Here is a 25,094-nt window from a genome sequence, read left to right as displayed (position 1 = left end):
TCGAAGCCGCATCAAGCCGCAAGACCGACGCTCGACCCAAGACTTTCACCGCAAGGAGAAGCAATTGAACGACGACGTCCAGCGCAAGACCGCGACGCAGGCTCCGCTCTCCCCCGACCTTCTGCGTAAGATCGACGCCTACTGGCGCGCCTGCAATTACCTTTCGGCCGGCATGATTTACCTGCGCGCCAATCCGCTATTGCGCGAGCCGCTCGAACCCGAACACATCAAGCGGCGCCTGCTCGGGCATTGGGGCTCGGACCCCGGTCAATCGTTCGTGTGGGTGCATCTGAACCGGCTCATCAAGCGCGACGATCTCAATGTGATGTTCGTCTCCGGCCCCGGCCACGGTGCGCCCGCCACGCTCGCCAATTCATATCTGGAAGGCCATTACTCCGACATCTATCCCGATCGAAGCGCCGACGAGCGCGGCATGCTCAGGCTCTTTCGCGCGTTCTCGTCGCCGGGGGGAATCGGCTCGCACTGCACGCCGGAAACGCCCGGCTCCATTCACGAAGGCGGCGAACTCGGCTATAGCCTTTCGCATTCGTTCGGCGCGGCGTTCGACAATCCCGATCTGATCGTCGTCACGATGGTGGGCGATGGCGAAGCCGAAACGGGGCCGCTCGCGACATCCTGGCATTCGAACAAGTTTCTGAATCCCGCGATGGATGGCGCGGTGCTGCCCGTGCTTCATCTCAACGGCTACAAGATCGCGAATCCCACGATACTCGCGCGCATCCCGCATGACGAACTCGAAGCGCTGTTCAAGGGCTACGGCTACGAACCGCATTTCGTCGAAGGCGATGAACCCGAAGCGATGCATCAACGGATGGCCGCGACTCTCGAACGCTGCATCGCGGATATTCGCGCGATCCAGCAACGCGCCCGCGCGAATCCCTCCGATGCAAAGCGCCCGCGCTGGCCGATGATCGTGTTGCGCTCGCCGAAAGGCTGGACCGGCCCGAAGGAAGTGGACGGTCACAAGGTCGAGAACTTCTGGCGCTCGCATCAGGTGCCGGTGGTCGATCCCGCGACGAACCGAAAGAATCTCGCCGTGCTCGAAGACTGGATGCGCAGTTATAAGCCCGAAGAACTCTTCGATGAAAACGGAAGGCTCGTCGAGAGCCTGCGCGAACTCGCGCCAACCGGCGCACGGCGCATCAGCGCGAATCCGCATGCGAACGGCGGCGTGCTGCGGCAATCCCTCGATCTTCCCGATATCCGCGAGTACGCGGTGGACGTCAAGCGCGCGGCAAGCGCGTATCAATCGCCCACTGCTGTTCTCGCGACGTTTCTGCGCGACGTGATACGTCGCAACACGACGACGTTCCGTCTCTTCGGCCCCGACGAGACCGCGAGCAATAAACTCGATGGCGTGTACGAAGCGTCGGGCAAGCGCTGGCTCGCCGAAACCAGGCCCGAAGACGCGGACGGCGGCGCGCTGTCGCCGGATGGCCGCGTAATGGAAATGCTTTCCGAACATACGCTCGAAGGCTGGTTCGAAGGCTATGTGCTGACCGGACGCCACGGCCTCTTCGCCACTTACGAAGCCTTCGTGCATGTCATCGATTCGATGTTCAACCAGCATGCGAAGTGGCTCGAAAAAGCGAAGAACGAACTCGACTGGCGCGCGCCCGTGCCGTCGATCAATCTGCTCATTACGTCGCTCGTCTGGCGTCAGGACCATAACGGCTTCACGCATCAGGACCCCGGCTTTCTCGATGTCGTCACGAACAAGAGTCCGGGCGTCGTGCGTATCTACTTGCCGCCCGATGCGAATTGTCTCCTGAGCGTGGCGGACCATTGCCTGCGCACGCATGACTACGTGAACGTGATCGTCGCGGACAAGCAGCCGCATCTGCAATACCTGAACATGCAGGACGCGATGGTGCATTGCGCGAAAGGCATCGGCATATGGGATTGGGCATCGACGGATCAGGGCCACGAGCCGGATGTGGTGATCGCGTGCGCCGGCGACATCGCCACAATGGAAGCGCTCGCCGCCGTCGAGATACTGAAGATGCAGTGCCCCGATCTCAAGATGCGCTTCGTCAACGTGGTCGATCTATTCAGGTTAATGCCCGATACCGACCATCCGCACGGTCTTTCCAATCGGGACTTCGATTCCATTTTCACGCGCGCCAAGCCGGTGATCTTCAACTTCCACTCGTATGCGTCGCTCGTGCACAAGCTCACGTATAACCGCACGAATCACGACAACATGCACGTACATGGCTATCGCGAGCGCGGCAACATCAATACGCCGTTCGAGCTTGCGATCATCAACGGCGTAGACCGTTTCAGCCTTGCCATCGATGTCATCGACCGCGTGCCGGGCTTGTCGAGCACCGCCGCGCATACGAAGGAAGCGCTCAAGAACCGCATCATCGAAAGCGTGCGATACGCGCATGAAGAAGGCATCGATCATGACGAGATCCGCGAGTGGACGTGGAAGGGTTGACGCCATGAAAGAAGGCATTCTGGTGTTGAACAGCGGGTCGTCGTCGCTCAAGTTCGGCGTGTTCGTTCCGCGCGACGGCGACGAACAGGCGTGGCTATCGGGAAGTGCAAAAGGCATCGGATGCGAGGACGGTTCCCTGTCGATGCGCGCCTCGGACGGCAGCATCGACATCGCGCAAGATCACTTGATGGAGTCGCAGCACGACGCATTGCAGCGCGTCGCCGATGCACTCAACGAGCATTTGCACGAACCGCTTGCGGCGGTGGGGCATCGCGTGGTGCATGGCGGACCGCATGTGAGCGCGCATTGTGAACTCACGCCGGATGTGAAAGACGCATTGCGCGAGGCCGTTGCCTTCGCGCCGCTGCATTTGCCGCAATCGCTGGCGTTGATTGAAGAAGCGCAGCGCATATTCAACGGCGTGCCGCATTTTGCATGCTTCGACACGGTGTTTCATCGCACGATGCCCGAGTGCGCCACGACGTTCGCGTTGCCGCGCGAATATGCGCGGCGCGGCATCGTGCGTTATGGCTTTCACGGACTATCGTATGAGTCGATCGTCAACGCGCTCGGGGATGCGCTTGCGTCGCGGACGGTCATCGCGCATCTCGGCTCGGGCGCGAGCCTGTGCGCCGTGAAGGATGGGCGCTCGGTCGATACCTCGATGGGTATGACGCCCGCAGGCGGCATACCCATGGCCACGCGCAGCGGCGACCTCGATCCCGGCGTGCTGATTCATCTGATGCGTCATGAACCGCTCGACGCCGATGCGCTCGAAACGTTGGTCAACCGCGCGAGCGGCATGAAGGCGCTGTCCGCATCCGACGACGACATGCAAGCGCTGCTCGCGCGCCGCGATCAGGGCGACGCCGACGCGACGCTTGCCATCGATGAGTTCTGCAACGCGGTCCGCAAGACCATCGGCGCGTATGCGGCGGTGCTGGGCGGCGTCGATCTGATCGTGTTTAGCGGGGGCATCGGCGAACATAGCGAGGCGATACGCGCGCAAGTGCTCGATGGACTGAGCTTTCTGAATGCGCGGCATCGCGTCGTGGCCACCGAGGAGGAAAGGCAGATCGCGCGGCATTGCCGGGAGCTCGTTGTGGGCTAAGCGCATGTTGCATGTTGCACGTTGCATGCCGCATTTTGCATGCAGCATGCAACACACCAAACGCGCTCAGACTTGCGCCTCCGCATGATCCCGTTGCCGCAGCGCTTGCGGCAGCCCAAAGAGCAGGAGCAGCGCGCACAGCAGGCTCATGGCGGCGATCGCATACAGCGCCGGCGTCGTGCTGCCCGTAAGATCGCGGATGCGCCCGACCATCACCGGACTGACGATGCCGCCCAACTGCCCGAGCGTATTGATCAACGCGATGCCGCCCGCCGCGCCCGCGCCTGTCAGCAGCTTCGGCGGAAGCGCCCAGAATGCCGGAATGGATGCAATCACGCCCGCGCCCATCACGCCGAGCGCGACGATCAACAGCGAAGTCTGTTTGTCGAACACGCCTGCGGCCAGAAATCCCGCCGCCGCCATCACCAGCAATACGCAGACGAACTTGCGGCGCTCGCCCGAACGGTCGGACAAACGACCGACCACGACCATGCACACTGCTCCGCACACGTAAGGCACGGCGGTCAGCAAGCCGATGATCGTCGGATTGTGCGTGCCGGCCGCGCGAATCAGATGCGGCGCCCAGAAGTTGAGCCCGTATGACGCAATCTGAATCAGGAAGTAGATCAGGCCGAGCATCAGAAAGCCGGGCGTCCTGATAGCACCCGCGAGTGAATGACCTGTCGACGTGTGCTGTACTTGCGTCGCAATCTGACTCTTCAGATACGTTTTCTCCGCGCCCGAGAGCCATGCGGCATCGTCGATGCGATCCTTCAGCACCTTCAGTACGAGCACGCCCAGCAGCACACACGGCAAGCCGCCAAGCAGAAAAAGCCAGTGCCATCCCGCGATGCCGAACGCGCCGTTGAGATGACCCAGCACGAGACCGGAGAGCGGCGCGCCAACGAGTCCCGAGAACGCCGATGCGAGAAACAGCAGCGACGTGATACGCCCGCGATAGCTCGCCGGGAACCACAGCGTCAGGAAATACAGCACGCCCGGCGCAAAGCCCGCTTCCATCGCGCCGATGATGAAGCGCAGCCCGTAGAACTGCCACTCCGTCTGCACGAAGACCATGAGCGCAGTCGCGATGCCCCATGAAATCATGATGCGCGCGATCCATCGGCGCGCTCCGACCTTGAATAGCAGAAGGTTGCTCGGCACTTCGAACAGCACATAGCCGATCACGAAGAGGCTCGCGCCGAGGCCGTACGCCGTATCGGTGAAGCCCAGCGAACTTTGCAACTGGAACTTCGCGAAGCTGATATTGATGCGGTCGAAGAACGCGAACAGATAGCACAGCATGATGAGCGGCATGAGCCGCCACGCCACCTTGCGGATGATTTCGCTCGTGTTCTGAAGTGCCTGCGGCTTGTCCGCGGCGGATACGCTTAGATCGCTCATGCTTGTCTCCTTACATCGCCGTCCGGCTTTGATTGTTATCGGATCGGCTGGCTTAGATGGTTCGAACGTAGTCGGGAACGGGATGCAGATCGCAATTACGGCCTGCCTTGGCGACTTGTCCCGGCACTTCATGGCCGACGAGTGCTGGCAGCGTGCGCGACAGCGCAATGAGCCTTTGCAGGTCGATGCCTGTCGGAATGCCCATTTCATCGCACATATTCACGACATCTTCGGTGCAGATGTTGCCCGACGCGCCCGGCGCAAACGGACAGCCGCCGAGCCCGCCTAGTGCCGCATCGAAGCGGCGTGCGCCCGCACCGTAGGCGGCAAGCACGTTGGCGAGTCCCAGGCCGCGTGTATCGTGAAAGTGCAGCGTCAACGATGCAGCGGGAACGTGTTCGAGCACGCGCGATACGAGGCGCTCGACCTGACGCGGATTCGCCATGCCGGTGGTGTCCGCAAGCGTGACGCCTTCGACGCCCATCTCGCGATACGTCCGCGCAATCGATACGACGCGCTCCTCGTCGATGCGGCCTTCGAACGGGCACCCGAACGCGGTGGCAACCGTAGCGTTCAGCTTGACGCCTCTTGATTCATTCGTTATCCGTATTATTTCTGCGAACCCCGCAAGCGACGATTCGCAACTCATACGCATGTTCGCGCGGTTATGCGTCTCACTCGCGGACATCACGAGATTGAGTTCGTCCGCGCAAGCCGCGAGTGCGCGCTGCGCGCCCTTCACGTTCGGCACGAGCGCGACGTAAATCACGCCCGGCGCGCGTGCGATGCCCTGAAATACGGCCTCGCCGTCACGCAGCGCGGGAATGGCCTTGGGCGATACGAACGAGCCCGCCTCGATACGCGTGAAGCCGCACGCCGAAAGACCGTCGATCAACGCGATCTTGTCCTGCGTCTCGACCCATTTCGCCTCGATTTGCAGGCCATCGCGCGGGGCGACTTCCTGCACGATCAATTGCTCGCTGTCATCGCGCGTCATTGCACGGCTCCTTCGGTACGCAGCCGTTGAACATCGCTTTCGCCGAAGCCCAGCGACTCGAGCACGCTTTGCGTATGCTCGCCGAGCGCCGGCCCTTGCCATTGCACTCCGCCGGGCGTGTCCGAGAGCTTCGGCACGATGCCCGGCATCTTCACCGATGCGCCGCCCGGCAACTCCGCCGTCAACAACATGTCGCGCGCCTGGTAGTGTGCGTCGTCGATGATGTCGGCCACGGAATAGATGCGGCCCGATGGCACTTGCGCGTGCTCGAGCGCGGTGAGCACTTCGTCCATCGTGCGGTGCGTCGTCCATTCGGCAATCGCTTCGTCGAGCATCGCGCTCTGCTTCACGCGGCCATCGTTGTGCGCGAGCGCGGGATCATCGGCGAGATCGGGACGGCAGATCACGTTCATCAGCCGCCTGTAGATGGGATCGCTATTGCCCGCGATCACGACGAAGCCGCCGTCTTCCGTGCGATACGTGTTCGACGGCGCAATGCCCGGCAGCGCGCCTCCGCTTCGCTCGCGCACATGGCCGAGCAAATCGTATTCGGGGACGAGACTCTCCATCAGATTGAAGACGCTCTCGACCAGCGACACATCGACCACTTGGCCGTCGCCCTGACCGGTCTTCACGCGCAACAGCGACATCAGCGCGCCAATGACGCCGTGCAGCGAGGCGAGCGAATCGCCGAGGCTCACGCCGACGCGCGCAGGCAGACCATCGGCGTCGCCGGTTGTATACCGAATGCCACCCATCGCTTCGCCGATCGCGCCAAAACCCGGACGGTCGCGATACGGGCCTGTCTGCCCGTAGCCGGAAATGCGAACCATCGTCAGTTTCGGGTTTATTGCATGCAAGACGTCCCAGCCGAGGCCCAGCTTTTCGAGTGCGCCCGGCCGCATGTTTTCGATGACGATGTCCGCGTCCGCAGCGAGACGCTTGATGAGGTCCGCGCCTTCGGGCGACTTGAGATTCACGCAAACGGATTTCTTGTTGCGCGACTGGAGGTACCACCAGAGCGACGTGCCCTCATGGAGTTTTCGCCATTTGCGAAGAGGATCGCCGCCGTCGGGCGCTTCGATCTTGATGACTTCCGCGCCGAACTCGCCCAGCATGCGCGCGGCGAACGGCGCGGCGATAAGGGTGCCGATCTCGATCACGCGAATGCCCTGAAGGGGTCCGCTCATGGTGCTCGTCTCCGTAGGTGTTTCGTTGGAGAGGAGCATATGAGCGGCACGCGCGCCGCGTCCAACCGCATTTCGGCAAGCACCGTTCGCGAAACGCGAACGCTCGCGCATCGTTCAGGGCTGCGCCGCTTCTATCGACCGAAGATGATCGAACAGCAGCCTGCTCACCGGCGACAAGGCCGCCACTTCGCGCGCCACGATGATGAGACTGCGCGCGGCCCATTCTTCGTCGAGCGTGACGGCCGCAAGGCCGAGTTGCCGGCCCATCGCTTCGAACACCGCGAGCGGCAGCACGCCGACGCCCATGCCCGCCTGCACCATGCGGCAGACGGCATCGAAACCCGGTACGTGAATGCGCAGCCGCAGCGGCTTGCTGGCCTGTCGCGCGGCGAGATGCGTGCGCGCGTTGATCGAACTCGCCGAATGCAGGCCGACGTGATCGAAGTCGAGAGTTTGCGCGAACGCGACGCTTTCCCGCGTAGCGAGCGGATGATCGCCGGGCGTCACGATAACGAGCCGGTCATGCCGATAATGCGTGCTTTCGAGGCCGCGCGTGTCCGCGTCGCCCGAGCAAATGCCGAGATCGACGAGGCTGTCGAGCACGCCCTGCACGATGCCGCCGCTCGGCCGCTCTTCGAGGTCGATCTTGATCTGCGCGTGCATCGAGAGAAACGCGCGCAAGTCTTCCGGCAGGAATTCGACGATGGCCGAAAGGTTCGCCATCATCCGCACGTAGCCGCGCACGCCGCTCGCATGTTCCGCCAGTTCGATGCCGATGTTTTCGACATCGCGCAGGACACGGCGCGCGTGATGCAGAAGCGTTTCGCCCGCAGGCGTGAGTTCCATGCCGCGCGCCTTGCGCTCGAAGAGCGCCGCGCCCACCGCCTGCTCCAGTTCGAGCAGCCGCTTGCTCGCGGCTGACACCGCGATAGCTTCGCGCTCCGACGCGCGCGTGAGCGTGCCTTCCTCGAAAACCGCGAGAAAGAGTTGGAGCGTCGTGAGATCGAGCCGTCGCAGCAGGTTCCTCGGCGCCATGTCGAATCAGCGCGCGTACTTGAACGTGCCCTGCGCGCTCGCGATCATCACGCGACCATCGACCCACGCCTCGCCGCGCGCGAAATACACGGAGCGTCCTTTGCGTTCGAGGAAGCCTTTGGCGACGACCTTGTCGCCGATGCCACGATCCAGATAGTTCACCGTGAGCGAGAGCGTGAAGCCGTGGATGGGCGTCGCGTCGGTCGCGAAGAGACCTGTATAGCCGCACGCCGCGTCGAGCAGCGTCGCGATGGCGCCGCCCTGAAGAATGCGCTGGCGGTTCAGATGTCCCGCATGGATCGGCATCGTGAATTCAGCGTAACCGGAACGCCATTCCGTGAGCGTCGCGCCGAGCGCTTCGAGGAAAGGATTGTCGAGAGCCAGGTTCGGCAACTTTGCATGCTCCATGCGTCGAAGGTTCATGTCGCGATGAAGCGCGCCGCGATGCGGCGCGATACGGATCGCGATTCGGTGCATGGAATTGTGCCATCGCAACGTGAGACTTGCCCGCGCCTCACGCTTTATCTCAATTGGAACGCGGTTTCAGTTGCAGCGCAATGAGCACCAGCGTCACCAGCTTCGTCAGGCATTCGACGCTCGATAGCACCGCGAGCCACCACGCATGCGCGAATTCTCCGGGCAACTCGGGGGCGACGGCAAGCATGCTCGTGAGGCACACGAAGAGCAGAAGATAGCGTGCGGTACGCCGTCCTCGCAACGAAAGCGCCGCAATGAGCGTCAACATTGCCTTCGCCGTTACGACAGCGGCGACTTCTTCGCGTGTGCTGCTCGTGTCGAGTTCCCATGGGACTTCGAAGAGGGACCACGCGACCATGACGCATGTGGAGGCGGCGAGCGCGCGCCGCAGCCGGGCGGCATCGGCGCGCAGGTCGCCGAAAGCCCGCGCGGGCCTTTGCATGGTCGCGCGGTTCAGGCGATCGTCGCCTTCGGATAACACCGTCGAAAGCGATGCCGGCAAGCCTTGTTCCAGCGCCGCGCGTTCATTGAAGCGCATCATGCGGCGCTCCCTGTCGACAGGCACGCGCAAATCCGCGCACCACGCAAGCCAAAGAATTTCATGGCGCTTTCTCCCAACGGCCAATCGCATGCAAAATACATTCGAGCGCAATTCAGGACACGGCGTTGCGCGCCTCGCGTCGGCAGAATTCACTGCGATGGAATGAGAGAGTTGAAGCCCGACGCGACGAATTGCAGCCGCGGATTCGCGACGTTGAGACACGATACGCAAATCCGCTTTTTCGTGCGAATTGACTTTTACTATCGGCGATGCTTAGCTGCGCCCGCTTCAAACGTCAATCGCGCGCGCAACGAATCGCCGTGTAAAACGCCTAGTTATATCCGCGAACCACACACGACTTTTGTTCCTCTTCGGTTTTCTCGCCTGCGAAACGGCCGCAGATTTCGGCAATATATTCCGGTTCGGCGCATACCTGACTGGAACGATGCGATGCGGGAGCCGGCGTAACGCTGTTTGCCTCGTGATCGTCCATCCATTCGGCGAAATGCGCGTTCGGGGTATCGAATCGAGCGTCCATCCCTGTTCTCCTGTCGACGTGAACGGCTTCGTGAGCCATTTCAGTCCAATGCAAGTTGATCTGTTTAGCCTGGATTGCCAGACACATTTCCAGAATGCACTTACTCGGGCCAACTGGCCCTAGTGGATTTCATCGATGGACGAATGCAAAAGCGATGACGAATATAAAAAGAATGCCCTGAGATTAATGCGCGATTGGCGCGCGGGCTTCATACGACGTTTTTCTCGACGATCGGTTGTCCCTCTATTACGCGCGCCCATCCGAGCGGTGAAAGATCGAGCGTCGTGTATCGTCCTTGCAGAATAAGTTCGCTCACGCCGCGCCCCGTCGCCGGACCGTGCTGAAGGCCGTGTCCGCTAAAGCCGCTTGCGAAGATGCAATTGTCGATATCCGGATGCGCGCCGATGATCGCGTTCTGATCCAGCACGTTGTATTCATAATACCCAGACCAGCACTGCTCCACGCGTAAGGCCTCGAATTGCGGCACGCGATGCGCGAGCGTCGGCCAGATGACTTCGTCGAAAAGCGCGTGATCCACTTCGTCGAGCTGGAGATCGTCCGGATCGTTATCGGCGGTCGGCGACGTGCCGCAGATGTACGTGCGCCCTTCGGGGCGGAAATAGACGCCGGTCGGATCGATGAGAAGCGGACAGCCATCGAGCTTCGCTGGCGACGACACGTTGAAAATGCTGCGGCGCCGCGCATGCACGGGAAGGTCGATGCCGAGCATGGCCGCGACGGAGCGCGACCACGCGCCCGCCGCATTGACGACGATGTCGCATGAATACGCCTCGCCGTTCGACGCACGCACGCGCGTCGCGCGCCTTCCTTCGCGATCGATGCCCACGACGTCCGCGGCGACATAGCGCGCACCGAGTGCCTGCGCCTTGCGACGCAATGCCTGCACGAGCCCGTATCCGTCGAACCAGCCTTCGCCGCTTTCTCCGAATGCGCCGGCCGCGAGATCATCGGCATTGAGCCAGGTGAAGCGTGCTTGCAGCGCCGTGCGGTCGAGCAGCGCGATGTGGGCGCCGAGTTCGCGCTGCATCGCGTGGTTCTCGCGCAACGTCGCCTCGCCCGGAGCCGTCGCGAGAAAGAGATAGCCGCCCTCGTGAAGATCGATGGACGGCCGCTCACCGTTCACTTCCAGTCGCTCGCCGATAGAACGCAGGAACTCGATTCCGAAAAGCGACATCCGCACGGAAAGCGGAGTGGAAAACTGTTGCCGAATGGAAGCCGCCGACAAGGCCGACGACGAGCGCGCGTAAGTCGGATCGCGCTCGATCACCGTTACCTGCACGCTCGGGTCCGACGCCCGCAAAAAGTACGCGACCGAACTGCCGATCACCCCGCCACCCACGATCACCACTTGTGAAGCCACGCCGCCCCCGTCGTAGTCCGATGCGTTAGAAGTGTCAGCCGAGATTGAAGTCGATGCCCTGCGCGAGCGGCAATTCCGACGAATAGTTGATCGTGTTGGTTGCGCGCCGCATGTAAGCCTTCCAGGCATCGGAACCGGATTCACGCCCGCCACCCGTTTCCTTTTCGCCGCCGAATGCGCCGCCGATTTCCGCGCCGCTCGGTCCGATGTTGACGTTCGCGATTCCGCAATCGCTTCCCGATGCCGACAGGAATCGCTCGGCCTCGGAAAGGTCGGTCGTAAACGCGCACGACGACAGGCCATGCACGGCGGCGTTGTTCGCGGCGATGGCTTCGTCGAAGTCGGCGTAGCGCATCACGTAGAGAATTGGCGCGAAGGTTTCCTTCAAGACGACTTCCGTTTGCGCCGGCATTTCGACGAGCGCGGGGCGCACGTAATAGCCGTTTTCGAAACCTTCCACAGTCACGCGCTCGCCGCCGAACACCTTGCCGCCCTCGCCCTTCGCCTGCTCCAGCGCGTCCTGCATGCGCGCGAACGCTTGAACGTCGATGAGCGGTCCCATCAGGACGCCTTCGTGCAATGGATTGCCGACCGGGACCTTCGCGTACAGATCCTTGAGGCGCGCGACGGTTTCGTCGTAGATGCTTTCGTGGATGAACAGACGCCGTAGCGACGTACAGCGCTGCCCCGCCGTGCCAACTGCCGAGAACAGGATGCCGCGCAGCGCGAGATCGCGATTGGCCGCTTGGGACACGATGCCCGCGTTGTTGCCGCCCAGTTCGAGAATCGAGCGCCCGAAGCGGCGCGCCACTTCCACGCCGACCGCGCGGCCCATCTCCGTGCTGCCGGTCGCGCTGACGATGTCCGAGCGCTTGTCCGCCACGAGCTGCGCGCCGACTTCGCGTTCGCCGATCACGATGGAGGCGAGGCCCGGCGGCGCCGAGCCGAATTCGTCGATGGCTTCCTGAAGGATGCGATCGACGGCCAGCGCGGTGAGCGGCGTCTTCTCCGACGGCTTCCACACCACCGCATTCCCACACACGAGCGCGAGCGCCGCGTTCCACGACCACACCGCGACTGGAAAATTGAATGCGGAAATAATCGTGCAGACGCCCATCGGATGCCACGTCTCGGCCATCCGATGCCCCGGACGCTCCGAGGCGATCGTAAGCCCGTATAACTGCCGCGATAGGCCCACTGCGAAGTCGCAGATGTCGATCATTTCCTGCACTTCGCCGAGCCCTTCCTGAAGGATCTTGCCCGCTTCGAGAGAAACGAGCCGTCCGAGCGCGGCCTTCTTCTGACGCAGCCGATTCCCGAGCAGACGGACGAGTTCGCCACGGCGCGGCGCGGGCACGGTGCGCCAGACGGCGAATGCGGTGCGCGCCTGCGCGAGCGTTTGGTCGACCTGAGCCGCGCTGTGGCGCTTCACGCGCCCGATGACCTGCCCCGTAATCGGCGACGTGACGGCGAATTCGCCATCGTCGACGAGGCTTGCGATGCCGAGGTCGGAAAGAATCGATTGAGCGTCCACAGTGGAATCCTTTTCGATGCTGCTACATTGGAAGGCGTTTCTGATCAGAAACTTTTGTCCTGCCGGAGACTATACGCGCCGATGCCGTCGCTCACAACGCTCGTCAAAATAAGCGTTTTCACCGATGCGGGTGCGCGCAAAGCAACCGCTGATCGCGATGTTATTATCGGAAACATGATTCCAGCCCGCATCCCTGACGCGTCCGAACCGTCGAGCGTCGATCTCGGCCGCCGCGTAAAACAGGCGCGCATCGCGCATGATCTGACGCTCGAAACGGCAAGCCGCCTTTGCGGCGTGTCGCGCTCCGCGTTGTCGAAGATAGAAAACGGCTTGATGTCCCCCACCTTCGACGTGCTTCAGAAAATCGTGCGCGGTTTGCAGATCGATCTGGGTGCCCTCTTCGGCAGCACGAGCGTGCCGAGCGCAAGCGGACGACGAGCGCTCACGCGCCGCGATCAGGGACAGCGGCACGCCTATCGCGGGTATCAGATGGAACTGCTCGCAACGGAACTCGCACACAAGGCGATGCTGCCGTTTCGCATCCGCATCTCCGCTCACACGCTCGATGCCTTCGACGACTGGGGCCGTCACGAAGGCGAGGAATTCCTTTATGTGATCAGCGGCAGCGTGTGCCTCTATTCCGAACTCTACGCGCCGACGCATCTCAATGCAGGCGACAGCATCTACTTCGACAGCCGCACCGGGCACGCCGCCATTTCGACGAGCACGGAAGACGCGGAAGTGCTATGGATGGCGACCGGCGGCGGCGAAGAGCGTCAGTAACGCTTTGCGTTCGTGCGTCCCTCGGCGTTCGTCGCCGCTTCGATCGCTTCGAGATTTTGCGGATACGGATAGTGCAGCCCGAGCAATTGCCGCATTGTCGTGCTGGCGCGCTTGACAAATGCGTCGCCGACCATCGCGCGCAGGTCTTCCATCGGCTTCACGAACTTGGGCAAGTATTGGATGAGCACGGCGCTGCGGTCGTGCGCGCTGTGGTTAGGCATCGCGCAGTGCCATGTTGCGCCGAAGAAGACGATGGCATCTCCCGGCTCCGCTTCCATGCGCTCTGCGCGCTCGTAGAAGCCGTCATTTTGATTCGGATACCGAAGCATATGCTGCGTATTCGGCACGAACGCTGTCGCGCCGGTTTCAGCCGTGAACGGGTCGAGCGGAATGGTCACTTGCGCGTTGAGCGGAAAGCTCGCGTTGATGCCCACGGGAAATGTGCCGGGCATGTGATAGTCCCAATACGGATAGTCGATGTGCGGCTCCTGCCCTGGCCCGCCCGGCAGAATGCGATTGGCCGCGATCGATCCCATGATGAAGTCTTCGCCCAGGAAGCGGCGCATGACGGCGACGATGCGTTCCTCTTCGGCCATCTGCGAGAAGACTTCGCCTTTTGCAAGAAGATTCCACACGCGCCTCTGCAAATGCAGCTTCGCATCCTGCGCGGCCTGCCCCTGAAAATGCGTGACCGTTTCGGCGCGATCGTCGGAATGCGCCATGACGATGCGGCGCGCCTCATCGATTTGCGCCGCGCTGAAGACTCCGCGCACGCAGATGGCGCCCGGCCCGCGCAAGAGCGCATCGACGGCGAGTTCGGGCGTGAAAGAAGCGGGATCGACTCGTTGCACGGCTGTCTCCTCATGGTCCTTTTGATGGACAGCATATGAGACGCGGCGCTCGTATGCAATTGCGTGAATCGCGGATTTCGCGCCGCCTGCTAACTCACGGCCACCGCGCGCTTGCGCTTCTTCGGCGCGCGCATGTCGGCAGGTTCGCTGGAAAGTCCCTCGCGCGCCGGCCGCCTGAATCAAACCGAGGAATAGGAACAGCGCATAGTTATTACTTCGATATGCGTAGAAAACGTTACCTATCAACTGGAGCCGCTCGTGTCCGGCGATGAGCGCCGCCTCCGATTCGAAACTTCATTGTCAACAGCGCTCGGCTCCGCGTCGACAGGAATACCGTTAGCGTTCGGAACGCTATTCCAGCGCAAAGTGAGATTCCAGATGCAGCCTCAATATTCCGGCGCAACGGAATGTCTTTCCAGCGCCGACCGATGCACAGCGAGCGTCACCGCAAGCGTCCGCGCGCCGTCGTCGCCGGAACAGAGCGGCGCTTCCTTGCCATCGATCACGGCCGCAAAGTGACGCAGTTGCTCGTGATACGGATCGCCGAAGTGCGGCGCGGTGCGCTCGACGGTCAGCGGATCGTGCCAGCCCTTCCCGCCGCGATAGTCCCAGATTTCGAGGAGCGGCAAGCTCAGCGATGCGTCCGTGCCCGAGAGAAAATGTGTATTGACGTTCTGTCGCGGGTAATGCGCCGCCTCGCCAGCGGCGAGGTCCCAGTTCCACGGCGAGACCGCGCAATCGGACACGGTGAGCGTGCCGAGTGCGCCGTTCTCGAAACGCAGCAAAACGGCGGCGGTGTCTTCGACGTCGAAGCCGCGCACCTTGTTCGACGTCAGCGCCTGCACTTCGACGATCTCGCCGAGCAGAAACCGCATCATGTCGATGTCGTGGATGAGGTTGATGAGCACCGGACCGCCGCCGGGCTTCCTGCGCCAGTCGACATCGAAATAGGCAGCGGGCTTGTAGAAGGTCGCGAGTGCGCTCGCCGAAACGGGCTGGCCGAGTCGCCCGCTTCGAACGATGTCTCTGGCGCGCTTGAGAATCGGGCTATGCCGCCGTTGATGACCGACCATCAGCGGCACGTTCGCATCCCGCGCGGCATCGACGAGCTCGCGAGCCTGCACGACGCAATCCGTAATCGGCTTCTCGACGAGCAGCGTAATTCCGTGCGCGATGCAAGTGCGCCCCGCTTCGAGATGCGTCGCGTTGGGCGTGGCGACGATAACGCCATCCGGTTGCGCGGCGTCGAGCATTGCTTCAACGGTCGCGAACCAGCGCACGCCCTGCGCTTCGACCCACGCCCGCGCCTCCGACGACGGGTCCGCCACCGCGACGACTTCGCAGTCGGGATGAAGCCGCGCGCGTTCGACGTGCATGCGTCCGATGGCGCCTGCCCCGGCAACTGCCAAGCGTTTCTTGCTCATTCGTTTGCTCCTTGTCTGTTCGGGTGTATGAAAAAAACAAGACCGTTAGTTGCTTGCGGAAAGAGGCATTTGTTGAATGCTATTCCAACCTCAACTACAGTTCACGGACCTTATCGACAACGCGCTCGCGCCATCCCGCGAGCGTCCAGGGAGGCGATCGACGCATGACGCAGGACACTTCCTTATCCGCATCGCTCGATGCGGGCTTGAGCGGCGCAACGCGCGTCTATTTCATCGTCGGCGACCCTATTGCGCAGGTGCGCTCTCCGTCGGGCGTGACTGCGGCGATGCGCGCCGCCGGGCGCGACGCGATCGTCGTTCCGGCGCACGTCGCGCCCGCCGATCTCGATGCGTTCTTCGCGGGCATTTCGGCGATGCGCAATGTCGATGGCGTCATCATCACCGTGCCGCACAAGTTCAGCGCGACGCAGTATTGCCGCACGCTAGCCGCCGAATCGGCGTTCCTCGGCGCGACCAACATGCTCAGGCGAAACGCGGACGGCACATGGCACGGCGGCATGTCGGATGGCGTCGGCATGGTTGCCGCACTGCGCGACGCGGGCTGCGAGCCATCGGGGAAGCGCGCGTTGCTTATCGGTGCGGGCGGAGCGGGGTCGGCCATCGGTCATGCGCTGATCGGCGCGGGCGTGGCCTCGCTCGCAATCCGCGACGTCGATGCCGCGCGCACCGACGCCCTCGCCTCTCGCCTTGCGTCGCTGGGACGCGGGACCGTTGCCGTCGCGGACGATGCCGGCGCGCAGACCTACGACATCGTCGTGAATGCGTCTCCAGCGGGAATGCGGCCGGACGATGCGTTGCCGATCGACGTATCGCGGCTTGCGCCTGCCACGTTCGTCGGCGATGTCGTCACCAAGCCGCCGGTCACGCCTTTCATCGAAGCCGCGCGTGCGCGTGGTTGTCCAACCGTCACCGGAACGCAGATGTTCGGCCGCGTCCGTGACGCGATGGTCGCCTATCTGCTCGAAGCGTGAGCTCCTCGCCGCGCGTCGAATAGGACCCGTCTGGTTCAAAGGCCCGCCGCGTTGCTGCACCATACCGCCGCGCTTCGCTCCCCTCCGCAGCGCACGCCGGCCGCGGGCCGCGGCTTCGTCGCAAATGCAAGTGTGCACGACGCGAGCTTGCAGCCGGCAACATAGCGAGCGCCTCTTTAGCTCGCCATCCGATCGAGGGCCTAAATAAAGGCTTCAAATGGCTGCAATCAACGCGGGTCAACACTCTCTCAAACGCATTCTTCTTCACGCCGCGCGCGCAAGCGCCACGCTCGCCGCAGTTACGTTTGTCGCGGCGTGCGCCGCTGGCGGTGGCACATCGGCTTCCATTCCGGCCGATGCCCGCATCGCCAGCGGACGCATCGCGAGCAAGCAATATCTGACCACGGTCACGACCGATGCGGCGTCATCTTCTGCGCCGGGAGTCGGCGTAGGCGTGGGCGGCATCGGCGGCAGTGGATGGAGCGGCGTCGGGGCGGGCGCCGGACTGAGCCTCGATCTGACGAGCCTCTTCGAAAAACGTCCCGAGCAAACCGTCAAGGTTTATCGCTACGGCGTGCAAACGCGCGATGCCGGCCAGCGCGCCATCGACAGCGCGCTGAACGTCGAGCCTGGCGCGTGCGTGACGATCATCGATTCCAGCGGACCAGGCTATCCGCGGTTGATGGCATCGAACGATTGCTGAATCACGTAACGTCGCGGAACAGCATTTCACTCGGGAACGCGGGTTCCCGGAGGCTAACGCGCGATCGCGCGCGCGCATCGTCATAATCCGGCCAAGTCGAAATGCAGTGCTTCCAAATGCAGGTTGAGACGGACGACGAGGGCGGCGATACTGAGTTCCGTGCAGTTGTCTCCTCACGCGTCCGTTCCCCCGAAAGGGATTGTCTCGCAACGGACGCGCTCTCGCCGCCTACCCCGGGCGGCTTTTTTTTGAGCGCGCATAGAACCGGTATCACCCGGCGGCCCTCGTCGTCGCAAAACAAAACGGGCGGCGTTCTTCGAACGCCGCCCGTCTCGTCAACGCGCCCTGCTAGCGCTTACTGCGGCTCATACCACGAATACGTCGGCAGCGCGGTGATCGGCGCGCCGATCTGGAACGTGATGTCGCGATGCGACGTCAGCACGATATCGCGCGGATCGCCCATATAGCGGCGCACGTCGCCATTGTCGTTGATATAGACGACGATGTTGCCGGTATTGCCCGCGACGTTCGTCGTCGAAAGCGGCTGCCCCCAGATATCGAAGAACTCGCCGAGCGTGAACGTCTTCACGTTCGGCGTTTCGATGTGGATGATCCCGGTCTCGTCATGCGTATGCATCTCGTAGTTGCAACTTCCCGGAATGCCGACCTGCTGCGGCAGCGCGAGCCATTGACCATCCTTGAAGATCGCCACATGCGAATGCACATGGAACGTCTCGCTCATGCCCGCGCCGCAGATGATGCCGTCGATGGTCGAACCGGTCGCCGTGCCGCCATTCGGCCAAGCGGGCGTGCCGACGACGCCGCCATAAACCAGCGTCACGGGCGTGGTGTTGAACGCGGGCGGATCAGTCCATGTGTAAGTCGCGACCTGCGCGGGCGGCGTGCCGATCGCAAGCGTCACTTCGCCGTGCGCCGGGAGCACGAGGCTCGCGAGATCGCCGGTGTATTGCGTGAGCGTGCCGCCCGTGTTCACCCATGCCGTGACCGGCCCGCTGATGCCCGCGACGTTCGTCGTCGAGAGCGGCTCGCCCCAGACGGCGAAGAACTGGCCGAGCGTGTACGGCGTGTTGTTCGTCGCGTCGATGCGGATCTTGCCGGTCGAATCGACGGTATGCACCGGATAGACGCAGCCGCGTTGCATGGCCATCGTCGGCGCGACCGTGCCGATGTTCGTGGGCAGCGCGAGCTGCTTGCCGTTCTGATAGATGGAAAGGTGCGAATAGGTATAGGTGTTGCCGACGTCCGTGCAGCTGAGTCCGCTCACCGGCTGGCCGGTGCCTCCGCTCGATGTCGAGCCGCTCGGCCATTGCGACGCGCCGAGCGCGGTGCCGTCGAGGACCGGCGTCGCTGCGGCGAGCGTCGGCGTGACGGTCGACGAACTGCCGCTCGAACCCGACGATGTCGTGCCGGTGCCGCCGGCCGATCCGCTTCCGCTGCTGCTTCCGCCACCGCCGCCGCCGCCGCAACTCGCGAGCATGACGACTGCGGCAGCCGTTGCCAGTGCGCCCATCCAATAAGTATGCTTTCCTTGAACCATGTCTCAACTCCGCTGCATCGTTAAAAGAATTCGTTTCGAGTGCGATTTAAAGCGCACAACGCTACGCGACGGCATGTCCGTGCATGCCTGTCTCTTGCGTGAATCGAGCATCGACAAAACGTACTGACGACATGAGACAGGGCGAAACCGAGTGGTTTCGTCCGGGCGCTGGTCTCATGCGCAAGTTTTGCCTTGTGTGGCTTCGCATGCGGTCGATATGGCCGAATGTATGCGAATCGCCACTGACTACGCCGCGACGGGCGCAGTTCTTTTTATTGCTCACTTATTCGTGAGCGAGGGAAAAGCGTGATCCGGCGCGTTAATCGCCGGTGACACGAAGCGTAACGTTCAAGCCACGTCGTCGCAAGCGGAAAGTCACTCGTTTTTAGCGCGCGCGTTAATTCGGCGTCAATCTAATAATCCGATACTCAGACAAAAGCATTCCGGACGACAAAACAAAGCATTTATCCGCAATCCCGCGCTCAATGCCAATTGACATTAACGAGGGCGGCATGAAAGCATCGCGAGCGCATCCTCACGTTCATCGGAGCGCTCCATGATCTTTCATGCGTCCATCCCCGCCCGCGATCCGCGGCATGTCGCCCATGTGCTCGCCGAACTGTGGGACGGCTTCGCCGCGCCGTTCTCGCCGTTCCCCGATGCGTGGATGGCCGTCGCCGGCGACGATCGTGGCAGCATCATCGAAGTCTATCCGGGCGACCGCGTCATCACGCCGGGTGGCGGCCACGAAACGAGCGTGAGCTACGGCGCGGGCACCGTCGAACGTCCGCCCTACAGCGCATTTCATATGGCCATTGCGACGAAGCGCTCGGCCGAACAGGTGCTCGCGATTGGCGAGCGCGAAGGCTGGCGCGCGGTGCGCTGCACGCGCGGCAACGATTTATTCGACGTGATCGAGTTGTGGATCGAGAACTCGACGATGCTCGAATTTCTGACGCCGGAGATGCAGGCCGACTACCTCGCGTTCGCGACGCCCGCGAACTTCAGGGCGATGGCGGCTGCCGCGCAACAGAGCGCCTGACCGTTTCAGCGCGCCTTCACCGGTTCGGTGCCCATCACGCGGATGGCCGGAAAGCGGTCGGTCGGCTTCGCGATCTCGTCCTGCGAAGCGACGATCTCCAGCTCGTAGCGGCCGGCATCGTAAGTGGTCTTGACGACCGCGTTCACGGCCGCGAGCGTATGTTCTAGCGCGGTGCGCAGAGAGTCGCCGAGCAGCGTGCGCGCGACGAAGACCGCGCTCGTCAGGTCGCCGACGCCCACCGGCTGACGCGCGAACGGATAAAGCGGCCGCTGCGCGAACCACGCTTCGCCGGCGCTCACGGCGAGCATGTTGAACGTATCGGCGCGGCTGTTGCGATCCAGCAGATGTTTGACGAGCACCGTGCGCGGCCCGCGCGCGATCACTTCGCGGCATGCATCGACGGCTTCTTCGACGGTCTCGATCGTGCGGCCAACGAGCCTCTCAAGCTCGGTGTGATTCGGCATGATCGCGTCGGCGATTTCGGGCATCGTCGTAACGAGGAAGTCTTCGATGCCGGGCGCGACGATGCATCCGCCGGCTGCGCCCATCACCGGATCGCAGAAATAAAGTGCGCGCGGGTTGACCGCCTTCACCATCTTCACGATTTCGACGACGGCGCGCCCCTGCTCCGTCGCGCCGAGATAGCCGGAGAGCACGGCGTTGCAACGCGCGAGCACGCCGATGGCGCCGATGCCTTCGATGACGTTCTGCAATTCCTCTGCATCGACCACGCTGCCGGTCCAGCGGCCGTATTGCGTATGGTTCGAGAACTGCACCGTATTGAGCGGCCAGACGTTGACGCCGAGCCGCCGCATGGGAAAGACCGCCGCGCTGTTGCCCGCATGTCCGAATACGACATGCGACTGGATACTCAGGACATTGTTCATGTTGTGATTCCCGGGTGATGCGAATGCGGACGGAGAGGAAGACGCTTGCGGCGCGCGGCAGCCGAAGCGTGTCTTGTATTGTGCCGCGCTTCGACGCACTGCGGCATGGAGCGCTCGTTATAAATTGCGCCCGCCCGTGTTGTCCAGTCGCGCGCGTGCAACAGCGCCGCTGCGTCGCATATGCGTTCGGCACGTTGTTTGCTGATCGGCTCGACGACAGCGCTCGGCAGACCGAATCGACAGGGGAATAACGCCGCCGGACGAGAATGCATCGCGATGAAAAAATCAAACCGCGCGAGTACACGAATGGCGACGCGCGCCGGATAATGCTTCGACGATCAACGACCGGACGACCGACCGACCAACCGACTCACGAACGGACATTCCGACGAACGCGCACCGTCCGGGCCGCGCACGGCCATCAGCACGAGGACCCCGCACCACACGACATCAACAAACGCAGGTCAAACAGGAGCCGACATGGAGACGCCGTCCAAGAATCGCACCGATTTGCAGAAGTCGACCCTCGCAATCGTCCTCGCCGGCGGGCGCGGCACGCGTCTCGGGCCGCTCACGGACAAGCGGGTCAAACCCGCCGTCCACTTCGGCGGCAAGTACCGCATCATCGATTTCGCGCTGTCCAATTGCCTCAATTCCGGCATCCGCCGCATCGCCGTCGTCACGCAATACAAGGCGCACTCGCTGATTCGCCATCTCCAGCGCGGCTGGGGTTTTCTGCGCGGCGAGTTCAACGAGTTCATCGATATCTGGCCGGCGCAGCAGCGCGTCGATTCGAGCTGGTATCGCGGCACGGCGGACGCCGTGTATCAAAACCTCGATATCGTGCGCTCCATCGGGCCGGAGTTCGTCATCGTGCTGGCGGGCGATCACGTCTACAAGATGGACTACACGCGCATGGTGCTCGACCACGTCGAGAGCGGCGCGGACTGCACGGTCGGCTGCATCGAAGTGCCGCGCATGGACGCGGTCGCGTTCGGCGTGATGCACGTCGACGAGAATCGCCGCGTCACTGCGTTTCTCGAGAAGCCCGCCGATCCGCCACCGATGCCCGGCAAGCCCGATGTCGCGCTCGCGAGCATGGGCATTTACGTGTTCAGCGCGAAGTATCTGTACGAGATGCTTCAGGAGAACATCGAGACGTCGAACACGGACCACGATTTCGGCAAGGACATCATTCCGCGCGTAGTGATGAGCGGAAAGGCGATCGCGCATCCGTTCGGCATGTCGTGCGTCACCTCCGACGCCGATCCGAACGCGCCCGCTTACTGGCGCGACGTCGGCACGGTGGACGCGTATTGGGCCGCGAACCTCGATCTCGCCTCGACGATTCCGCAACTCGATCTTTACGACCGCCAGTGGCCGATCTGGACCAACCAGGAGCAATTGCCGCCCGGCAAGTTCGTGCGCGACCTCAACGGTCAGCAAGGCGCGATCACCAATCTGCTCGTCTGCGGCGGCTGCGTGATTTCCGGCTCGCAAGTGTCGAAGTCGGTGTTTTCGTCGGCCGTGCGCGTGCACTCGTTCTGTAACATCAATGAGGCAGTCTTGTTGCCTCAGGTGACGGTCGGGCCGAGTTGCCGCCTGCAGCGCGTCGTCGTGGACCGCGGCTGCACGGTGCCGGAAGGTCTCGTGATCGGCGAGGATCCCGACGACGACGCCGCGCGGTTCTTCCGCACCGAGTCGGGCGTCACGCTCGTCACGCGCGAAGCGCTCGCGCGGCTCGCCGAACGTTAGCCGGCGCGAGCGGGCGCCGAACCGCACCCGCGCGCCGCCTTCGCGCGGCGCCTGAAAACGAAGTCAACCCTCGATCGACGGGAGCGCCGATGACCGTATGCGTGCTGCATGTCGCAGCAGAGATGTTTCCGCTTCTCAAAACCGGCGGCCTCGCGGATGTCGCCGGCGCGCTGCCGCCCGCGCAATCGCGCGTGGGCACCGATGTGCGCGTCGTGCTGCCGGGTTTTCCTTCTGTGCTCGCCGGGCTTTCCGATCTCCAACCGGCCGCCGATCTGGGCGCGGCCTTCGGCGCGGGCGAGGTGCGGCTCGAACGCGGCGTGCTCAAGCCGCACGGCGTCGTGGTGTATGTCGTGCGCGCCGATTCCTTCTACGACCGCCCCGGCAATCCGTATCTCGATGCCGCGCATCGCCCCTACGCGGACAACGATCGCCGCTTCGCGCTGCTCGGCCTGTGCGCGGCGCGCATCGCGACGGGCGCGGACCCGGCGTGGCGGCCGCACATCGTGCACGCGCACGACTGGCACGCGGGTCTCGCGCCCGCTTATCTGCGCGCATTCGAGCGCTCGGGCGCGCCGCGCGTGCCGAGCGTGATGACGGTGCACAACCTCGCGTATCAGGGCGTGTTTCCGGCGTCGCATTTCGGCGCGCTGCATCTGCCGCCCGACTTCTTCTCGGTGGAGGGCGTCGAGTTCTACGGCCAGATCTCGTTCCTCAAGGCCGGCCTGTTCTACGCGGATCGCATCACGACCGTCAGCCCGACCTACGCGCGCGAGATTCAGACCGAAGCGCAGGGCGCGGGGCTTCACGGACTGCTGCAAACGCGCACGCACGACATCAGCGGCATTCTGAACGGCGTCGATTATTCGATCTGGAGTCCCGCCGCCGATGACGTCATCGCCTCGCGATACACCGCCGCGAAGCCGTCCGCGAAGAGCAAGTGCAAAACGGCGCTGCAGGAACGCATGGGCCTCGCCCGCGACGACGACGCCCTGCTCTTCGGCGTCGTCAGCCGGCTCACCGAGCAGAAAGGGCTCGATCTGCTGCTCTCGGCGGTGCCGGACATCGTGCAGCGCGGCGGACAGCTCGTCGTGCTCGGCACCGGCGACCCGGCGCTCGAAACCGGCCTCAAGAACGCGGCGGCGGCGCATCCGGGCGCGGTCGCGGTGGAACTCGGGTTCGACGAAACGCTGTCGCATTCGATCATCGCGGGCAGCGACATCGTCATGGTGCCGTCGCGCTTCGAGCCGTGCGGCCTCACGCAGCTCTATGCCCTCGCGTATGGCTCGCTTCCGCTCGTGCATCGCGTGGGCGGGCTCGCGGATACGGTCGTCGACTGCTCGCTCGAAAATCTCGCGGACGAAACGGCAACGGGCTTCGTCTTCGAGCGATTCGAGCGCGCGGGCATCGTCGCGGCCATCCGCCGGGCGTTCGCGCTCAAGTCGCGCCGCACGGAGTGGAAAACGGTCGTCAAGCGCGCGATGTCGCAGAACTTCGGATGGGAAGCGGCGGCGCAGCGTTACGCCGACGTCTACGACGAACTGCTCGCATAACTGCGTGAAGCCCGCGCTCGCGGGCGCGCACCTTGCTCCGATCGAACCGTTCATTCGAATCGGGAAAGCTCAATGCAAAAAGTTCTCGCAGGGCAGATCGCGCTCGTGACGGGCGCGAGTTCGGGCATCGGTGCGGGCGTGGCGAAGGCGCTCGCGGAAGCCGGCGCGCACGTCGCCATCAACTATCACTCACACGCGGAGCCGGCTGAAAAACTCGCCGGCGAAATCTCCGCGCTCGGCGGCGAAGCCTTTCCAGTCGGCGCCGACGTGTCCGACGAGAACGCCATCGACGCCATGTTCGACGCCGTCGTGAAACGCTACGGCACCGTGGATATCGTCGTCGCGAACTCGGGGCTGCAGCAGGACGCGCGCTTTGCCGACATGACGCTCGCGCAGTGGCGTAAAGTGATCGACACCAATCTGACCGGCCAATTCCTCACGGCGCAACGTGCCGTGCGCGAATTCGTGCGGCGCGGACCGCGGCCGGTGTCGAAGGCGCTCGGGAAAATCATCGCGATGAGTTCGGTGCACGAAGTGATTCCGTGGGCGGGACATGTGAACTACGCGGCGTCCAAAGGCGGCATCCAGATGCTGATGAAGTCGCTCGCGCAGGAAGTCGCGCCCCAGCGCATCCGCGTCAATTCGATTGCGCCGGGCGCGATCCGCACGCCGATCAACAAGGACGCGTGGGACACGCAGGAAGCGCTCGACCGGCTTCTGACGCTCGTGCCGTATGGACGCATCGGCGAAGTCGAGGACATCGGCCGCGCGGCGGTGTGGCTCGCCTCCGACGAGAGCGATTACGTCGTCGGCACGACGCTTTTCGTCGATGGCGGCATGACGCTCTATCCGGGGTTCGCGGACAACGGCTGATACG

General features: G+C 63.2%; 22 protein-coding genes. 9 read left to right on the top strand and 13 right to left on the bottom strand.

Annotated features, from left to right (window positions below; genetic code table 11):
- The first annotated feature begins 64 nt into the window (after positions 1-64).
- Positions 65-2,464 carry a phosphoketolase gene (locus LDZ27_RS17110; RefSeq protein WP_244817165.1) on the top strand — a complete coding sequence of 800 codons (2,400 nt, stop codon included), beginning with the start codon at positions 65-67 and terminating at the stop codon, positions 2,462-2,464.
- 4 nt (positions 2,465-2,468) lie between these two features.
- Entirely contained in the window at positions 2,469-3,575 is a 1,107-nt protein-coding gene (locus LDZ27_RS17105) for an acetate/propionate family kinase (RefSeq protein ID WP_244817164.1), read from the top strand.
- A 66-nt stretch (positions 3,576-3,641) separates the two neighbouring features.
- Here LDZ27_RS17105 and LDZ27_RS17100 read toward each other — a convergent pair whose 3' ends face one another.
- The 9 genes from LDZ27_RS17100 to LDZ27_RS17060 form a co-directional block, all read right to left on the bottom strand.
- Complete coding sequence (locus tag LDZ27_RS17100) at positions 3,642-4,979, bottom strand: MFS transporter (RefSeq protein ID WP_244817163.1); 1,338 nt, start codon at positions 4,977-4,979, stop codon at positions 3,642-3,644.
- A 52-nt stretch (positions 4,980-5,031) separates the two neighbouring features.
- Positions 5,032-5,976 (bottom strand): hydroxymethylglutaryl-CoA lyase, encoded by a 945-nt coding sequence (locus LDZ27_RS17095; protein WP_244817162.1) that lies wholly within the window; start codon positions 5,974-5,976, stop codon positions 5,032-5,034.
- On the bottom strand, positions 5,973-7,166 hold the full coding sequence (locus LDZ27_RS17090; protein ID WP_244817161.1) for a CaiB/BaiF CoA-transferase family protein: 1,194 nt from the start codon (positions 7,164-7,166) through the stop codon (positions 5,973-5,975). The genes LDZ27_RS17095 and LDZ27_RS17090 overlap by 4 nt, the downstream gene beginning before the upstream one ends.
- Before the next feature lie 114 nt (positions 7,167-7,280).
- The gene (locus LDZ27_RS17085) at positions 7,281-8,201 is read right to left on the bottom strand and encodes a LysR family transcriptional regulator (protein ID WP_244817160.1); all 921 of its coding nucleotides are present in this window, start codon (positions 8,199-8,201) and stop codon (positions 7,281-7,283) included.
- A gap of 6 nt (positions 8,202-8,207) precedes the next feature.
- Positions 8,208-8,609, bottom strand: a complete 402-nt coding sequence (locus LDZ27_RS17080) for a PaaI family thioesterase (protein ID WP_370653456.1) — start codon at positions 8,607-8,609, stop codon at positions 8,208-8,210.
- A gap of 118 nt (positions 8,610-8,727) precedes the next feature.
- On the bottom strand, positions 8,728-9,219 hold the full coding sequence (locus LDZ27_RS17075; RefSeq protein WP_244817159.1) for a hypothetical protein: 492 nt from the start codon (positions 9,217-9,219) through the stop codon (positions 8,728-8,730).
- Between the two features lie 331 nt (positions 9,220-9,550).
- The gene (locus LDZ27_RS17070) at positions 9,551-9,757 is read right to left on the bottom strand and encodes a hypothetical protein (protein ID WP_244817158.1); all 207 of its coding nucleotides are present in this window, start codon (positions 9,755-9,757) and stop codon (positions 9,551-9,553) included.
- Positions 9,758-9,965: 208 nt separating this feature from the next.
- Complete coding sequence (locus tag LDZ27_RS17065; protein WP_244817157.1) at positions 9,966-11,138, bottom strand: FAD-binding oxidoreductase; 1,173 nt, start codon at positions 11,136-11,138, stop codon at positions 9,966-9,968.
- A gap of 34 nt (positions 11,139-11,172) precedes the next feature.
- Positions 11,173-12,672, bottom strand: a complete 1,500-nt coding sequence (locus tag LDZ27_RS17060; protein ID WP_244817156.1) for an aldehyde dehydrogenase family protein — start codon at positions 12,670-12,672, stop codon at positions 11,173-11,175.
- A gap of 174 nt (positions 12,673-12,846) precedes the next feature.
- On the opposite strand from LDZ27_RS17060, the gene LDZ27_RS17055 reads away from it, so the two are divergent.
- Positions 12,847-13,455, top strand: a complete 609-nt coding sequence (locus LDZ27_RS17055; protein ID WP_244817308.1) for a helix-turn-helix domain-containing protein — start codon at positions 12,847-12,849, stop codon at positions 13,453-13,455.
- Here the strand turns inward: LDZ27_RS17055 and LDZ27_RS17050 are convergent.
- Together LDZ27_RS17050 and LDZ27_RS17045 are read right to left on the bottom strand one after the other, a co-directional pair.
- Positions 13,449-14,306 (bottom strand): phytanoyl-CoA dioxygenase family protein, encoded by an 858-nt coding sequence (locus LDZ27_RS17050; RefSeq protein ID WP_244817155.1) that lies wholly within the window; start codon positions 14,304-14,306, stop codon positions 13,449-13,451. The genes LDZ27_RS17055 and LDZ27_RS17050 overlap by 7 nt on opposite strands.
- A 386-nt stretch (positions 14,307-14,692) precedes the next feature.
- The gene (locus tag LDZ27_RS17045; RefSeq protein ID WP_244817154.1) at positions 14,693-15,730 is read right to left on the bottom strand and encodes a Gfo/Idh/MocA family protein; all 1,038 of its coding nucleotides are present in this window, start codon (positions 15,728-15,730) and stop codon (positions 14,693-14,695) included.
- A gap of 164 nt (positions 15,731-15,894) precedes the next feature.
- On the opposite strand from LDZ27_RS17045, the gene LDZ27_RS17040 reads away from it, so the two are divergent.
- Complete coding sequence (locus LDZ27_RS17040; protein WP_244817153.1) at positions 15,895-16,722, top strand: shikimate dehydrogenase; 828 nt, start codon at positions 15,895-15,897, stop codon at positions 16,720-16,722.
- A gap of 217 nt (positions 16,723-16,939) precedes the next feature.
- On the top strand, positions 16,940-17,425 hold the full coding sequence (locus tag LDZ27_RS17035; protein ID WP_244817152.1) for a hypothetical protein: 486 nt from the start codon (positions 16,940-16,942) through the stop codon (positions 17,423-17,425).
- A 355-nt stretch (positions 17,426-17,780) separates the two neighbouring features.
- On the opposite strand, the gene LDZ27_RS17030 is transcribed toward LDZ27_RS17035, so the two are convergent.
- On the bottom strand, positions 17,781-18,956 hold the full coding sequence (locus LDZ27_RS17030) for a hypothetical protein (RefSeq protein WP_244817151.1): 1,176 nt from the start codon (positions 18,954-18,956) through the stop codon (positions 17,781-17,783).
- 583 nt (positions 18,957-19,539) lie between these two features.
- Here LDZ27_RS17030 and LDZ27_RS17025 point away from each other — a divergent pair.
- The gene (locus LDZ27_RS17025; protein WP_244817150.1) at positions 19,540-20,025 is read left to right on the top strand and encodes a hypothetical protein; all 486 of its coding nucleotides are present in this window, start codon (positions 19,540-19,542) and stop codon (positions 20,023-20,025) included.
- 5 nt (positions 20,026-20,030) lie between these two features.
- Here LDZ27_RS17025 and pdxY read toward each other — a convergent pair whose 3' ends face one another.
- Positions 20,031-20,912 (bottom strand): pyridoxal kinase PdxY, encoded by an 882-nt coding sequence (pdxY, locus tag LDZ27_RS17020; protein WP_244817149.1) that lies wholly within the window; start codon positions 20,910-20,912, stop codon positions 20,031-20,033.
- Between the two features lie 480 nt (positions 20,913-21,392).
- On the opposite strand from pdxY, the gene glgC reads away from it, so the two are divergent.
- The 3 genes from glgC (at position 21,393) to LDZ27_RS17005 (ending at position 25,090) form a co-directional block, all read left to right on the top strand.
- Positions 21,393-22,667, top strand: a complete 1,275-nt coding sequence (gene glgC, locus LDZ27_RS17015) for a glucose-1-phosphate adenylyltransferase (protein WP_244817148.1) — start codon at positions 21,393-21,395, stop codon at positions 22,665-22,667.
- An 89-nt stretch (positions 22,668-22,756) separates the two neighbouring features.
- Positions 22,757-24,217, top strand: coding sequence for a glycogen synthase GlgA (gene glgA / locus LDZ27_RS17010; protein ID WP_244817147.1), 1,461 nt, complete (start codon positions 22,757-22,759; stop codon positions 24,215-24,217).
- Between the two features lie 72 nt (positions 24,218-24,289).
- Positions 24,290-25,090 (top strand): SDR family oxidoreductase, encoded by an 801-nt coding sequence (locus tag LDZ27_RS17005; RefSeq protein WP_244817146.1) that lies wholly within the window; start codon positions 24,290-24,292, stop codon positions 25,088-25,090.
- Positions 25,091-25,094: the final 4 nt, after the last annotated feature.

The organism is Caballeronia sp. Lep1P3 (genome assembly GCF_022879595.1).
GTDB lineage: Bacteria > Pseudomonadota > Gammaproteobacteria > Burkholderiales > Burkholderiaceae > Caballeronia.
Note: the sequence above shows the minus strand (reverse complement) of the source record. Positions and strands in the feature narration are given on the sequence as shown.